We start from the raw sequence: 15,782 nt of genomic DNA, 5'->3' as shown, positions 1-15,782 counted from the left end.
TGTTGACTGTTCACTAGATTTAACGTACCTCTTTAAGAGTATCAATTTGCTTGGTAAACATCTCAGTGAATAAACTCAGCACAGTCCGTTCTTCGCGTACTTTTATATTGGCACTAATGGACATACCTGATTGCAAGGGGACGTTTTTACCCCTAATCACTAAAGATTGTTTATCTAAATGCAGCTTTGCCGGAAATCTATAAAATTGATGTGTTTGATCTGGCGGTAATGCGTCTGACCCTATCCCAGCCAGTTCCCCTTTGATATCGCCAAATTCGCTGTAAGGAAAAGAGTCAATTCTGATATCTACCTTCATACCTTTTCGTACAAAACCGATATCTTTGTTAGTGATGAATACTTCAGCTATATAGTTTTCATTTGGGACTATTTGCATCAGTTTTGTAGTCGGAGTCGCTACAAATCCAGGGTTTTTAGCTTGTAAATCGAAAACTGTTCCGGCTACAGGCGCACGGAGTTCTTGATATTTAACATTTAACTGTGCTTGAGAGATTTTACTATTGACATCTGCTAAACGCTGCTCATTATCTAAAATAACTTTCATGAATTGGCTATCGATTTGGGCAATGCGCTGTTTGTTATCAGCTATCTTATCCAAAATGTTTTTATCAGAAAGAGCCACCGTATTGCTTAACTCTTGTTGCCCTTTTTGTATATCAAACTGGAGGCGTTTTTCTTCCTCACCTAATTGCGCTACTTCTGCCGTGCGGTTTTGTACTTCTTGTTGTTGGTTGAGATACTGAAGCTGAGAAATACCACCTTCTACTGCTAATATCTTAAGTTTAGCTAAAATCCCCTCTTGAATAGCTAAACTTGCTTTACTATCTTCCAGCTTATATTTATTTTGAGCTAGTTGTTTTTTAATTTTTTCTACTTCTAATCGCGCTGCTGAAGTTCGAGAGTCTAATTCTTTTTTGGCAACTTGTAGAAGTTGTTGCTCATCAATACCTAGCTCAGAACCTACACCAGAATTTTTTAATTGAGTCCGTAATAATTCATTTTCTCCTGTTAAGGCTGACCTACTTTTCAGCAGAAAAGCAGTTTCTTGTGGCAAATTACCGCGCAAATATAACAGTTCAGAACCACTGGCGTTAGTTGCCGTCATCAATCGGCGATAAATCTGGTTTTCTTTAGTTAATGCAACGCGAATTTTATTCAAAGAATCTAATTCAGCAACAGAAGCGATGGAATCAAAAGTTAGCAGCAACTCTCCTGGCTTTACTGCTTGTCCATCTTTAACATTAACTGTTTTCACGACTCCACTAACAGGGGACTGAACTTCTTTGACTGTTCCTTCTGGCTTTAATTGCCCTGTTGCTGGCACTACTTGCTCAATTTTGGCAAAATAAGCCCAAGCAATGCCAAAGCAGGCTAAGGCCATTAAAGTCACCATGATTGTCCGCGACCAAATTGGAGATTGGCGCAAGACAATAGATTGCTCAAATTCCTGACTACTTGAGTTGATTAATGACTGTTGAGCAGCTTTCTGTTGTTTTGTAAGTACTAATGAATCTTGCTTGACTCCATTTTTGTGATTACCGTTTTTCTGATTACCGTTGACGTGATTCCCATTAAGTTGAGTCATAACGATTTTAGATTTTGGACTTGTCGTGAGCGTTGAGTCGAACGATTTTGGATTTTTTGTAGAGTGGGCACTCTTTACCAATGCGAAAACCTTGATTTTGATATTTTGTGATAGTACCCACCTTACAGTTATTGCTATAAGTAGCTCGGCGTAAATAAATTAAAGTTTGTAGTAAGGACTTTAGTCCTGATAATCCTTGTTTTGAGCGATGAATCGCTCACTACGAAGACTAATTACAAGTTCACATCTTGTTGCTGATACAGGTAAAAATAATGACCTTTAGCAGCCATTAATTCGTGATGGCTACCTTGTTCTATCACCCTGCTATTATCCATCACTACGATCATGTCTGCATTACTTACAGTGTTCAGCCGATGGGTAATAAAAAATACTGTATCACCCTTGAAGGCTTTGGCTAAATTGAGACATATTTGCCGTTCTGTGGGATAATCTAATGCGCTGGTCGCTTCATCTAAAACCAGTAATTTTGGTCGTTGTAAAACAGAGCGAGCGATCGCAATTCTTTGTCGTTGTCCCCCTGAAAGTGCAGAACCCCGTTCTCCCACGCGGGTGTTGTAACCGTTGGGTAAGTTCATGATAAATTCGTGGGCGCACGCAACCTGAGCCGCTTCGATAATTTCTTCGGTTGTCGCATCGGGATTGGTGAGGGCAATATTTTCCTGAACGCTTCCGTCAAACAACAACGTTTCTTGGGGAACTACGCCAATTTGTCGTCGCAGTGAATAGAGTTCCACTTTGGCAATATCATAACCATCAATCAAAATTCTGCCGGACTCAGTTTCGTAAAGTCTCAGCAGTAATTTCATCATCGTACTTTTACCAGATCCACTTTGTCCGACAATGCCGACAAATTTCCCTGGCTCAAATTCGAGGTTGACATTAGAAAGTTGCAGAGGCCCACTTGTGCCAAAACGGAAGGAAACATTTTCGTATTTCACCGCTCCCTTAATCGCAGGTAAAGGTATATTGTAGCGGTCTGTTTCTCCTTCTTGTGGCGTATCGACAATATCGCTTAAACGCTCTAGAGACAAGGCTGTTTCTTGGAAGCTTTGCCAGAGTTGAGCTAAACGCAATATTGGGCTGGTAACGTAACCCGATATAATTCTAAAGGCAATTAATTCGCCTAAAGTTAATTCTCCTTGGAGTACTAAATAAGCTCCTACCCACAACACGAGTAAGCTACTGAGTTTATTGAGAAAGCTGCTGGTGGAGTTAGCGAGGGTGGAAGTTACAACTGTTTTAAAACCGGCGGCGACAAACCGAGCATAACGCTCTTGCCAAGAAAAGCGCGATCGCAATTCGATATTTTGCGCTTTTACGGTTTGAATTCCTGACATCACCTCCACTAAATAAGATTGAGTTTCGGCGTTGCGTTCGGCTTTGGCACGTAACTGTCTACTAATGGTGGGAGAAGCAACTAAGGTGATAATCACAAACACTGGAATTGTGCTTAAGCCTACTAAGGTGAGTTGCCAACTGTAAATCAGCATCACACCGATATAGACCAGGGAAAATAGAGCATCTAACCCGACTGTTAAGGCAGTACCAGTCAAGAATTGGCGGATATTTTCTAATTCGTTGATGCGAGTGGAAAGTTCACCCACCGGTCGGCGTTCAAAGTAGCGCAGTGGTAAACGTAATAAGTGGTCAATAATTTGTGACCCTAACCCCATATCGATCCGGTTAGTGGTATCGACAAATAAGTAGGTTCGTAAGGTAGTTAATACGGCTTCAAATAGTCCGACTACTAATAGTAAAATCCCCAAAATATGTAGTGTGCCAATACTATTTTGAGTGATAACTTTGTCGATAATTAACTGAACCACCAGAGGATTCGCCAACGCTGCCAACTGCACGAAAAAGGAAGCGACAAAAACCTCTATCAGGACTCGACGGTGCTTTGATAAATAGGGGATAAACCACCGTAAACTAAAACGCTCTTGGGGTGTTTGATTAGTTGCAGTTAGCAATAATACCCTAACTTTGGGCGGAAAGTCGGTTGGATCAACCTCTAATTGTTCAACCAATTCAGCGGGTTTGCAGCGCACAATCCCTTTGGATGGGACACCCACAACTGCGATATTTGCATCCACTTCATATAAAACGGCAAAATTATCACCATAGCGAATCAGCGCCGGTGTCGGAATGCGCGACACCGAGGCGATTGGTAGCTCTATCAACTGCGCTTTCAGTCCGATTAACTCTGCCAGGTAAGCAGTAACTTGAAACGATATGACACCCTGACGTTTGACTTGCTCAGTTAAGATGCGGCGAACCACTTCTCGACGAAACGGCATTTCTAGGTGCTTCGCGATCATTTGGAAGCAGGCGAAGGCTGTATTTAATTCTCCCTTACCACTAAAAAACGGGTATTTTTGTTTTGACGAACTCTTGGAGGTTTGGGGTGTTGTCTGGGGAACTATTTCGGTTGATGCGTAGGGAATATCATCTAATTCTTCTGCGCTATCTGATTTAGTGTTACTTACCGCAAGGACTATCTCATGACTATCTTCCAAGACCAAATCTGACGGATGTATACCAACCAACCGGGCGGGGTTTTGACTTATGACTTGGATATTGTCTCTATCATTGTCCGATTCTATGCGATCGCCTGGTGAGAAATTCGTTACTGTACCTCCGCCACTCAAAAACCAGACTCTTTCCCTATCGAGTTGGTTGAATGGAGTTGCCCCTGGAGGGAGGTAATGTATTTTCGCCTGTGGTAAGGCGTTTTCTGCCACTTCTTTAAAATTTAAAGTAGCGAGGGGTTGCTGTTTCCAATATGAACTGAGAATATCGAAAACTTCTATTAAATAGCTGCGGTTCTTGCGTGCATCGGCAAAATCTGGGTATAAACCCAGAAAGCTAAAATATGCCGATGCACTCACGGTTAAACATACTACTTCGGTGGAGGCGATCGCGGTTTCACAGGCAACATCGCGCAACAAACCAATTTCGCCGATAATTTCCCCAGGTTGCAGCAATTTTAGCGTAATTGGCAGTTGCGTCTGGGGATCGTATCCCAACAGGCGCACTTGTCCCTCATAAATGATCGTGATGTGTTCCGGGAGACTTTCTTTACCGATGATTTTCTGACCTATCCGATAGCGCCAAGCTTGCACCTGTTCTGATAGATTAGCGATCGCAGCATCAGGTAAATGCTCAAATCCTTCTAGGGTAGTGACAAATTCCAGAAAAGTGTTCTTAATATAAGTCATATAAAACAAGTAAAAGTGAGGAATTAAGCCGAAAACATTAGGGAGTATTCCTTACTAACAGTATCAGTGTTGGCTTTTCTGCTAGTCTTGGCAAGACTTCTGTGCAATTCCGGTGTCTAAATAGGTAAAAGTACAGAGGGGAGGTTTGTCTAATTGCAGGACTGTATTTATATCACACGCTTACAATTGTTAGTTATGCGTTTTTCAAAAGAAAGTTAAAGTATAGTGTAAATACATTGAGGATAAGTTATCACTTGGTTAATATTACATAATTTATACAAACTTTAACTCAGTAAAATTGCAATTATGTAAAATGGATACTCATCATTAAACTAAGACACAGAAACGCAGTTGTTAAATTTAGCGTTGCCCATTCTACATATAATATGATAATCAACATGAAATTATCACAGATGCTTTTTTAAGTAAATACCCTAGTTAAGAATTATGTAATCAAAAAAACTTGAAATTTTAGAATTGTTTTTTACAAATTATTATAGGGATTGACAGTATCACTGATGGCAAAGACGGTCAGGTTTCCTTGGTAAACAGCGCCATACCCGACCTGTAAAAGAATTATCCATCACTTTTTTGCTAGCTTAATTTCAGAAAAATTAACTGGAGAACTCAAGTTAAATTTATGAAGCAAAGACTATAACTGCCTTCAGTAAATTTACTGATTTAATTAATATTGAGTCCATTTAAGGGACTTCCAAGTAAAAAAATATTCCATTGCTATTGTTCACTGTTGACCGTTGACGGTTCACGAGTTTTCAGTCAACAGTCAATAGTCAACGACTTTAATGTGGAATAATTTATTTTTTGGAGTTCCCTAATTGCTATGCATAAAACAACCCCATATCGCAACCGAGATGGGGTTGTATTATTTTGCTAAGTAATATTATGTCCGTTTGATTACTTAACTAAACCCAACGAAGTCATTTACAGTCAAGCTAGTTAAGTTAATTTGCAGCAATGAAACCAACTCTGTATTTCCGGTTTTCACGAGAGTGTCAGCACCCTGTTGCAATACCCTTAGACTACTGAGGGCAATACCGCCCAGACCGATTTTATCAATGCCGATCGCAAAATCAGTAATAATGTTTTTGCTAGCTGGCAGACTACCATTGGTAATCCAAAATTGGTCAGCACCAGTGCCACCACTGAGGCGATTACCGCCCTCTTGACCTGCAAATAGCACATCATCGCCATCGCCACCAAACAGAGAATCATTGGCGCTGGAGAAGAGTTTGTCATCTCCAGAACCACCGTAGAGACGGTTATTGCTACCTTGACTCTTGAGGGTGTCGTTACCTGAGCCACCGAAGGATAATTGACGAGTTCCTTCAACTACTGTCAAAGTATCATTACCTGCTGCCCCAAACAAATTATTAATACCATTGGCTTCAACTACGGTAACTTCATCATCACCAGCACCACCATTGGCACTAGTATTTTGAGCCGGGCCGTTTTGACCAATCAATATCTGATCGTTACCATCGCCTGTGGACACTGATGAGTCACTACCCACAAGCACCGTATCATCCCCGTTCCCAGTTTGGATTGTGTTACCTTTATTACCCTCGACAAAATCTGCTCCGTTGCCTGTAAATAAGGTTTGATTTGGCTGAAGTGTAACATTATCGCTGGTAGTGGAGCCAAACTTAATTACTTCAGATTGAGGTTGCCCTAAACCAGGAGCAAGATTGAGGGGATTCTCCAGTTTCAACAGAATAATTTCATTGTTGTCTATAACTGGATTTTGAGGATCATTTCCAGGACGGCCTGTAGAGAAAGGATAGTTGTTGTCATTAGCTACCAAAATGGTGTTTTTGTCAACAACCAACACATTTTCAATGGTTACAAATGGGAAGTCGAAGGTAGTTTTACCATCTCCATTCAGGTCGTTGGGGTCTTGGATGTTTAACAAGTCGCCAACTTCTTCTTTAGCTACATAGCCATTAGAATCTGTTTTAGACAAGTCTATTTTGTAAATCTTCTTAAATTCAGCCGCAGCCCCTTGACCACCATCCCGCTCAATGACTAAGTATTCATTGTCATTAATGACAGCTAAATCGCCGATCGCATAAGCAGGATTTTCCAACTTGTAGTAAAGTTTTTTACCAGTGTACTCACGGCTAGCGATATCAAATTCATTAATCCGCAAAGCACCAGCAGGATCACCCTGAACCGTACCCTCTAGCAGCATATAGAGTTTGGTTTTGCTGGCGTTGATTGCTCCGCCTTCAAAACCTTTGGAACCACCCAAGTTAGCAAAAGCATCTCCTGAGAGAACATCGGGGTTTTGTGGCGATCGCACTAAGTTATTCTGAGGATCACTCAAAAAATCTCGAACTTTATCCCCTGTATCTGGGAAGTCTGTAAATAGCGCATCTACCCCTAATTGGAAGAACTGCTGAAATTCTAGTTCTGGATTACCTTGGTAATCTGCGGCTAAATATAGGTCTTCGTTCCGAAAGGTGTAGGGATGAACCTGTAAGCCTGCATTATGAGCATCTTGAATTAAAGTCGTGGGAGGTAACGTTGTCCTATCAGCATCATTTACTTCTCCATCCCCATTGACATCATCTGCCAACCCATCACCATTAGCATCAGTACCTTTGACACTAACAATCATCCGTTTCCAAGGGCCAATGCCATCAGCATAGGTGGCAATTTCAGCCAAGCCTTGTGGAGTCCGTAAATCACCATAAGTCCGAGGATCATTACTGACTTCAAAATCATAAGGCTGAGTTTCTATGAGCGTACCATTTAGCTCAATGCCAGATGCATCTAGAAGTTGGACGAGTGGAATATCCACTCCTGCTTCTGGCATAATGCGATCGTGGAGATCCTTGAGATTACCTACTTCAAAGGACTGGATGAAGATCCGACTTGGATCGGTGAAGTTCTCGGCCTTGAGTGTATCGATCAGTATCTCACTGATGTTTCTGTTAATTTTTTCTGTCGTGCCTACATAAGTGGCTTCTTCGGCAGAATAGGTGGGATGCTTAGTTTCTGGGTAGATGCCAATCTTTTTACCTGTCTGGGCTTCTACTTGTTTAACCAAGTCGATGATTTCGGCGAGAGTGGGAATTTCAAATTGACCATTGAAAGATTGGTCACGGAAAGGTACACGCTGTATCGCCCCTAAAGTCTTGATTTCTTCTAAAGTAAAGTCTTCAGCGAACCAACCTGTAATTGTATTGCCATCTAGGCTGACTGTTTTCTTGCGATCGGCAAACTGTGGATATTTGCTAATATCGTAAACGTCTGTGGTTGTATTGCTTAAATTGACGCTGCCATCAGCATTTAAAATTGCCAAAGCAGGCTCATGACGAGCAATTAACACACCATCTTTTGTAACTACTAAGTCTGGCTCAATAAAGTCAGCACCATCTGCAATTGCTTTTATGTATGCTTGTAGGGTATGTTCTGGAAGATCCCCACTTGCACCTCTGTGGCCAATTACTTTAGGTGCTTCTCCATTTAAAGTTTTGAATTGGTCGGGTGTAGCGATCGGAGCCTCTAATAACTTACCACTGGCATCAAAATGCAACAGGTAGGGGCCAAACTCGTCTCCAATCCAGATTGTCCCGTCTTTATCAAAGACGAATGACTCTACATCAAAGTCTGCACCAGTTAGTAATCTCTCAGCACTTCCTTCATTAACTATTTGGAAAGGAATTTTGTTGTTAGGGTCAGACAGTTGAATGTAATCTAAAACTTTAACAGTGCCATCTCCATTTTCTGTTCCCTTAAAATTCGGGTTTAGACGATTGATTCGTAGTAGAAAATCTGCACTATTGTCTTTGCTACCGTAACCATTATCTGACAAAAAGTAGAAAGAGTTACTGTTAGCAAACTGGACACCGCTAAAGCCCTGTATTGGCTGTCCTGGAAAAGGCCCCGTTCTGCCGTTAGCTGAAATTCCTTCACCAGAAGTTGGCCCATCACCATAGGTATCAGCAGGTAAAGAAGCAAAGCCGACTAACTCAATTGCCATAATTTAAAATTTTGGTTGGGTATTGGGATTTAACTGCATCACAAGCTATTGAAGTTTTCTCATTACTTGTGGAGAGATAAATCATGAACTCAGGCTATAAACCGTAATTACTGGGAAATTTCAGAGTTGCAAAAATATAGTTTCGGCAAGCCCTTTAAGTCCAATTTTGTATTAACGCCGAGAATACATTTACGAAAAGCGTATTTTCTCAGAGTTATCAAAACTTTGAACATAATAGTGGAATGTCAACTACTAATCTGTGTTAGTGAATAATCAGCATGGAAGACTGAGATTCAGAATTTAATGTTGATAGTAGTTATGAGATAACTTAGCTAGCAGTAAAGATGTTTCCATGTAAAGATTAAGATAAGATAAAATTAAACAGAAGAAATGATTAAAATCTATTTACAACCTCATGTACTTCTGACAATTCAGCGGTGTCTGGAAAACCTCACTTCTATTTCTCTCTCCTAAGAGGAGAGAGACTTTGAATTTTCCCACGTACCGCGACGAGTTGGGGGTTAGGGGGTTAGGTAAATCGTTAGCTTTTCCACATAACGTGAAAAGTCAGGTGTACTTGCAAAACGCTGTAATTATCAAAAAATAAAATTTGAATTTTGCAGTTTGATATGATGTCTAGTTAAAGTCGTTGACTGTTAACTGTTGATTGTTGACTGAAAACTCGTAAACCGTCAACGGTCAACAGTGAACAATAGCAATGGAATATTTTTACTTGGAAGTTCCTTAGAGGATGTTTGAAAAGTCCTCTTGTTGGTAGCAAAATGTTCTAGATCCCCCTAAATCCCCATTAAAAAGGGGGGTTAGGGGGGATCAACAAGCACCTAAAATCACAGCTAGCTACTTTTCAAACAACCTCTTAGATTATTTTAAGATTTCCGGTAGCAAATCAATTCATAAGTTCATTACAACAATTGTTGCAATGATTTAAACGTTTCTTATACATGGAAGAGTATTTGTTGCAAAGTATTGAGCAATTGCAGCAACGACTTATACATTTGCAAGAAATACTTAAGCCTTTCTTATACATGGAAGAGTATTTGTTGCAAAGTATTAAGCAATTGCAGCAACGACTTATACATTTGCAAGAAATACTTAAGCCTTTCTTATACATGGAAGAGTATTTGTTGCAAACGTTTAAATTTTCACAGATAAATTAAGTGTAAGTTGGGGAGCTACTGCGCCCTTACGGTTTCCCGACTTAAAGCAAGTGGCATTTGAGGAAGGAAACCCAACATTATCGAGACTTTGTTGGGTAACGCTTACGCTCAACCCAAGCGTATTGCCTTACCAAGTTGCAATCTGCTGTATACCATTTGTGTAAATCTTTGCAACTAATGAAATGTTTAGATACCCGACTTCTTAAAGAAGTCGGGTATCTCGTTGTTCACGAATGATTTAGGATTGGGATAACACTAGGCAACAAACTAAGCCACGACGCTAGCAGAGAAAACGAAATCATTTGCAGTCAGGCTCGTTGAGATAATTCCTAGCAATGAAACTAACTCTGTATTTCCGATTTTCACTAAAGTGTTACTACCCTGTTGCGACAGTGTTAGCCCACAAAATTGAGTTACGCCAACACCGCCAAGCCCGATTTTGTCAATCCCGATCGCAAAATCAGTCACAATGTTCTTGCTAGTTGGCAGACTGGCGTTAGCAATCCAGAATTGATCAGCACCAGTACCACCAGTTAGGCGATCGCTACCCTGTTTACCAGCAAATAGCACATCATCACCATCGCCACCACACAGGGAGTCGTTGACATTAGAGAAGAGTTTGTCATCTCCAGAACCACCGTAGAGACGGTTATTGCTACCGCCACTGCTAAGGGTATCATTGCCTGAGCCACCGAATAATGATTGACGAGAACCTTCAATTACTGTGAGAGTATCATCACCTGCCGCCCCAAACAAATTATTACTACCACTGGCTTCTACTACGGTAATAACATCATTACCATTGCCACCATCAGCACTGGTATTTTGAGCCGGGCCATTTTGACCAATAAATATGCGATCGTTACCGTCATTCCCAGAAACTGAAGAGTCACTTCCTGCAAGCACTATGTCGTCACCGTTTCCGGCTATAATTGTGTTACCTTGAGTGCCTTCAACAAAGTCTGCTCCATCACCAGCATTAAAGAATTGCCCTGGTTCAAGATTGACAGTATCGCTGTTGGTGGAACCAAAACCATTGGGGAAAGTAGGCTTTACAACTGTTAGGTTATTGGGTAGTTCCAATATGCCGAGTTTTTCAGCAGCAGTATTACCCGTAACGTTAAAGTCGTTGTCGTTAATCAAGGCTAGAGTGTTGGGTGCTACCAGTGCCAGACCTTCTAATTTTTCGACTCCGGTGTAACCCAATTGAGCAGCATTAGCGATTAAGCTTTTGGTGACAGGGGTAATATTGGCGGTAGCTAACTCCGCAGAGGTTAGTTGTTCGATAGTTTTACCAGCTGGCAAAGTAAAGTTAGCAGGGTTGTTAATGTTCGTCGCCCCAGCTAAATCAATTTGGTAAATGAGTTTATTGCCAGCAGATGTACCATTGTCGTCTCGCTCAACTACTGCAAATTTGCCGTTACCTAAAGATACTGCATCGCCAATTTTGTCAGTTGCCGGTAGACCTTCCAGGAGATACAAATATTCTCCTGTTACCTGCTTGGTGACAATATCAAACTCTAGAATTCGCAGGTTGAGAGAACTTCTGGAAGTCGCATCATTGGCGACATCTGGATTATCAATTGGACTCTGAATAAAGGCATATAATTTATTACCTTCCAGGGCTACAGCTTCAAATCCTCGGTTATTGCGGCGTTGGGCATAAACTTCTGGCAAAATCTCAGTGCCAAATGTTGCAGATGGTTGATCTGGGTTGGGTGCAGTGGCAGTTCCTTGAGGAATAAAGCGGTCAATTAGTTTACCATTAACGTCAAAGTGGTAAATTGCCGGACGGTATTCATCTACCATCCAATAGTCTCCATTTTCCGCAATTACAATTCCCTCTAAGTCAGCACCCAAAGGATCGTTAGCGAGAACATTGTTGTCTAAGTCAACGGCAATTTCATCTGTGTAGGCTAAACCGTTTCCTACAGCTTGCAAATTAGGCAGTCCCGTTAATGGCGTTGTCCCATCTTGACGGAATAGCCCCGTTCTCTTGGTAATATTGATTTCACCTGTGCTGCGGTTGAGTTCAAAGCTGACTATTTCTGGCTGGAAGTCGGGTAATAAAAATGGTCTGTTTACACCATCAGGTTCTCCATTGGGGCCTCGGTCTGTGTGAGTGACAAACTTCAGATTCCCATTTGCTGCAAACCCTTGGAAATACAACCCAGAGAAACCACCTAAGAAAATATCTTGATTTTCAGAGGTTGTTCCTAACTTGGGTAGGTTTTCAAATTCATAGATAGTTAACTTGGGTTGAGCAACAGGATTGCGTGGATCGTAACTTGTGGTGTCAATAGTTAGAGAATTAGGGAAGGCATTGGCGATATTTTCCCAAGGTACTAGCTTGAAGTTAGAACTAATATTTTCTTCTTCGCCTTCATCACTAACTATTTTGGCAGGTTCATTGGAACCATCTTGAGTGACAAATAAACCAAATGGGAAGTTAGACCCCAGTGGTACGTTAATTACATCAGCACCATCTGACTCTTGTACGCTGTCAATGGCCCCATTGTTACCAACGGCAAAGTTACCCACGTATTCGTTATTACCTTCACGGGTGTAAGCAACAAAAGTGTTGTCGCCTTGGCTAGATGCTAATAAATAGCCTGTGCCATTTTTGCCGTAATAAATGGTCAGTCCTTCTACGTCATCGGTGAGATAATTACCCCCTAAATCTCTGACTTGATCAATTAGCTTGCCAGTTGTGCCACCGTTTGGTTCTGCTTGGAACTTCCAAATCCCGACATTTTCTTGTCCAATGTAGAGGAAGCCAGTTTCTTGGTCTACCACCATACCCTCAGTTTGAGGATCGCGTCCCTCAATTGTGGGTATGGTGAATTCCCGCACCCGTTCAGCCCCAATTTGGCCATTACCTTTGTCAATCAGTTTAAACTGAGCGATATCTCCGGTTTCTCGGCGATTGGCAAAGACATAATAATCATTGGTGATTGGACTGCGGTACAATGCCAGCCCGTAAGCACTCCGAGAAGATGAGGAATAAGGTTCTGCAAAAGGTAGCCCTTGGAAGAGAGTACCAAGACTACTGTCGGTGATGTCTTCCAGGTAGTTACCTGGAGTGGTAGGGTTGGGGTTAATTTTGAAGATTGCTAGTTTGTCGTTGTTGCGATCGCTAGCTACCGCAATATCAACCGATTGATTGCCTAATTTAAAACCGTATTGCAGGTCAATATTGTTGTAGCGAATACCACCCGGATTAACTGTTTGCAACAAATTGCCAGACAAGTCATAAACCCGCAATCCAGCATTTTTGACTGAGGTTAATACTAAGCTATCGGCAGAATTTGTAGCATTAATATAGATGGCAGGATCATCAGCATCAGCCCGTTGATCAACTGGGAGTGTTTCATCGTCCAACAAATCGGGACGAGTTTCTACTGTGGGTGCAGCAGTTGGAACTAAGTCTGCATCCAGTGTGAGAATTTGGGTAAATTGACTTTGATTGAAGTTGTTGTCACTTACCAGTACAATCGACTGGCTACCATCTGCTAGTTTTGGGCCAAAGGTGATGCCTTCGATGTTATCTGTACCATTAGGCAAATCCAGATCATTTAAATTTAATAGCAGACGCTTTTGAGGAGGTTGGATAGTAGCTAGTTGTTCAGCACTCAAATTATTGAGAGAATCGTAGAAGCTAATATCTGTTGCACCTTGCAAAGAAACTTCGTAGATTTTGATGGTGTTGCCTACACCTTGGGCAAAGGAGCGCTCTAACGCCAGTAATGTGCCACGATTATCGATCGCAAGTAAATCCACTAAACCATTGTCAGCAAAGCCTGTACTAGGGTTGGGCACATCCGCGATCGCATCGGTAATATAAAGGTATTCTTTTTCTGGTTGTCCACTAAGCAGATTGTATTGCAGAATCCGGGAAGGACTGCCACTGGTAAGCGAAGCCCTTAATCCATCTTGAGAAAGTGCGTTTTCGGTGGCGGTGAATAGGGTTTTTTGGTCGGGTGTGATAGTGAGGCTTTCAAATGCCAAATTATTGTAAACACCTGATGTCTGCGTGTCACCTGTATCGACAATACCGTTGCTGTTGGTATCTTCAACTATCGGCAGGAATTTGCTGGGGACAAATAGCGATCGCACTTCTTGCCCCGTAGTCAGCGAAAATTCCTTAATAAAGGGATTGCTAACACGACCAGCAGTAGGATTAACTTCGCCTTCTGAAGAGATAAAGACTGTCCCATTATTGGTCAAAGCAATGCCTTCAGGGTCAATGCTAAATGTTGCAAATAAGTTGCCATTGCTATCTTTCAGGGGCGTGACATTGGTAAAAGTCACCCCAGTATCAGCAGTTAAAGTATAGAAGCGGGCGGGGCCAAATTGAGAGCGATCGTCTGAGACAGAGTAGTAGCGGTTGTTAGCTGCATCGTAAGTGACACCAGATAATCCGCCCACCGGAGTCTGTACCCCATTCACAGTTCCCGCCGCGCCAGTAGGAATAAAACCAGTAACAAAGGTAGTTTGTTCCACAAATCCTGCACGAGGAATGGTTTTACCTGGTTCATTTGGCCCAGTTTGCACATCTGTAAATACTAAGCGATGGTCAGAACTAGGGAAAGGAAAAGTACCTACCAAGGGGAACGTTGGGTCAGTATTCAGTGGCCAAAATACTCCTGAGTTGGCAATTGTCAGGTTAGCGGAGGGTAATACGTAATCAGTCCGCAGGTTTCCGGGAGTTGTATCAGCAAAGTCTGCGGTGTCAAAACTAGGATTACCGTTTTGGCTAGCGTTTGCACCACCTTGTAAGTCTGCTTGTTGGGAGCCACCAAGACTAGTAGGAATGACATTAGTATTAATATTGGGATTTTGCAACAGTTGGCGAATAGCATTGTCAAAACTATCACCATCCAAAGGATCGGCATTTTGATCGCCCACAATCACAAAGCTTGACCCAGCATCAATCCCGCCGATTTTTCCCTGATCATCGTAGATGTAATTACCTTTACCAGGAGTAATATAGTCTGCCCAAAAGCGGATCTCGTCGTGGTTGCGTTTACCGTTGCGGTCTTCTACGCCATCAAAGGTTGGGGGTGTGGGGTGGCTGGCGAGGACATGAATTGTCTCGCCGTTTACTTGGATTGGGACATCCCAATGACTTTTGGAGGAGAGGCGTAAAACTTCCAGTTCGTCCTGGGAATACCAATCATTTGCCTGTGGTGTTGTCGGATCATCGGGAAGCAAAGCATTGGGCATATCCTTCCAGAGAAAGTTTTGGAAGGTGCGGACGTTAGCTGTATCGATGGGATATTTGGACAACAGCAACATCCCAAATTGACCGGGGAAATTGCCGAATCCGAAGGCATCATCGCCATATCCCGGTTCGCCTGGGGTTGTAACTGCCGCGCCGTTGTTGTTCAAGTCAAACCCAGAAGCAATACCCGTATTGGAAGGGGCAATGTAAAAGTAAGGGTAATCAACAGGATTTGCACCATTCTGGCTGACTGCAAGGTAATTTTGCTTGAATAACTGAACTGCTTCTTGGGAGTAGTCAAACTCATTAATCAGCAGCACATCTGGGTTGTTACGCTGAATAATTTCCGCAACAGCTTTTGCTTGAGCATTGTCAGAGGTAGACAGATCGGTTACTAACTGACCTTTTGCGTTGCGATTCAAAGAAGCATTGAACTGAGAAAAGCGAACTGTGCTTGTAGTTACCATAGGTTAGCTCTGAGGTAGATTTCACTTTATCCGCGATCGCCTTCAAGTTTCCCTAAAGGCAATCG

General features: G+C 42.1%; 4 protein-coding genes. All 4 read right to left on the bottom strand.

The window, feature by feature from the left end; genetic code table 11:
• Positions 1-19: 19 nt before the first annotated feature.
• Positions 20-1,603: a beta-barrel domain-containing protein gene (locus tag D1367_RS08725; RefSeq protein WP_118165747.1), complete on the bottom strand. Its 1,584-nt coding sequence runs from the start codon at positions 1,601-1,603 to the stop codon at positions 20-22.
• A gap of 233 nt (positions 1,604-1,836) precedes the next feature.
• Positions 1,837-4,842 carry a peptidase domain-containing ABC transporter gene (locus D1367_RS08720; RefSeq protein ID WP_118165744.1) on the bottom strand — a complete coding sequence of 1,002 codons (3,006 nt, stop codon included), beginning with the start codon at positions 4,840-4,842 and terminating at the stop codon, positions 1,837-1,839.
• A 919-nt stretch (positions 4,843-5,761) separates the two neighbouring features.
• The gene (locus tag D1367_RS08715) at positions 5,762-8,851 is read right to left on the bottom strand and encodes an esterase-like activity of phytase family protein (protein WP_118165742.1); all 3,090 of its coding nucleotides are present in this window, start codon (positions 8,849-8,851) and stop codon (positions 5,762-5,764) included.
• A 1,442-nt stretch (positions 8,852-10,293) separates the two neighbouring features.
• Positions 10,294-15,717: a phytase gene (locus tag D1367_RS08705; protein WP_118165738.1), complete on the bottom strand. Its 5,424-nt coding sequence runs from the start codon at positions 15,715-15,717 to the stop codon at positions 10,294-10,296.
• Positions 15,718-15,782: the final 65 nt, after the last annotated feature.

Source organism: Nostoc sphaeroides (genome assembly GCF_003443655.1).
In the GTDB taxonomy this organism is placed as follows: Bacteria; Cyanobacteriota; Cyanobacteriia; order Cyanobacteriales; family Nostocaceae; genus Nostoc; species Nostoc sphaeroides.
Note: the sequence above shows the minus strand (reverse complement) of the source record. Positions and strands in the feature narration are given on the sequence as shown.

Bases quoted from the DNA above. Each gene is read 5' to 3' on its own strand.
- D1367_RS08725 (WP_118165747.1), bottom strand. From the start codon at position 1,603: ATGACTCAACTTAATGGGAATCACGTCAACGGTAATCAGAAAAACGGT.
- D1367_RS08720 (WP_118165744.1), bottom strand. From the start codon at position 4,842: ATGACTTATATTAAGAACACTTTTCTGGAATTTGTCACTACCCTAGAA.
- D1367_RS08705 (WP_118165738.1), bottom strand. From the start codon at position 15,717: ATGGTAACTACAAGCACAGTTCGCTTTTCTCAGTTCAATGCTTCTTTG.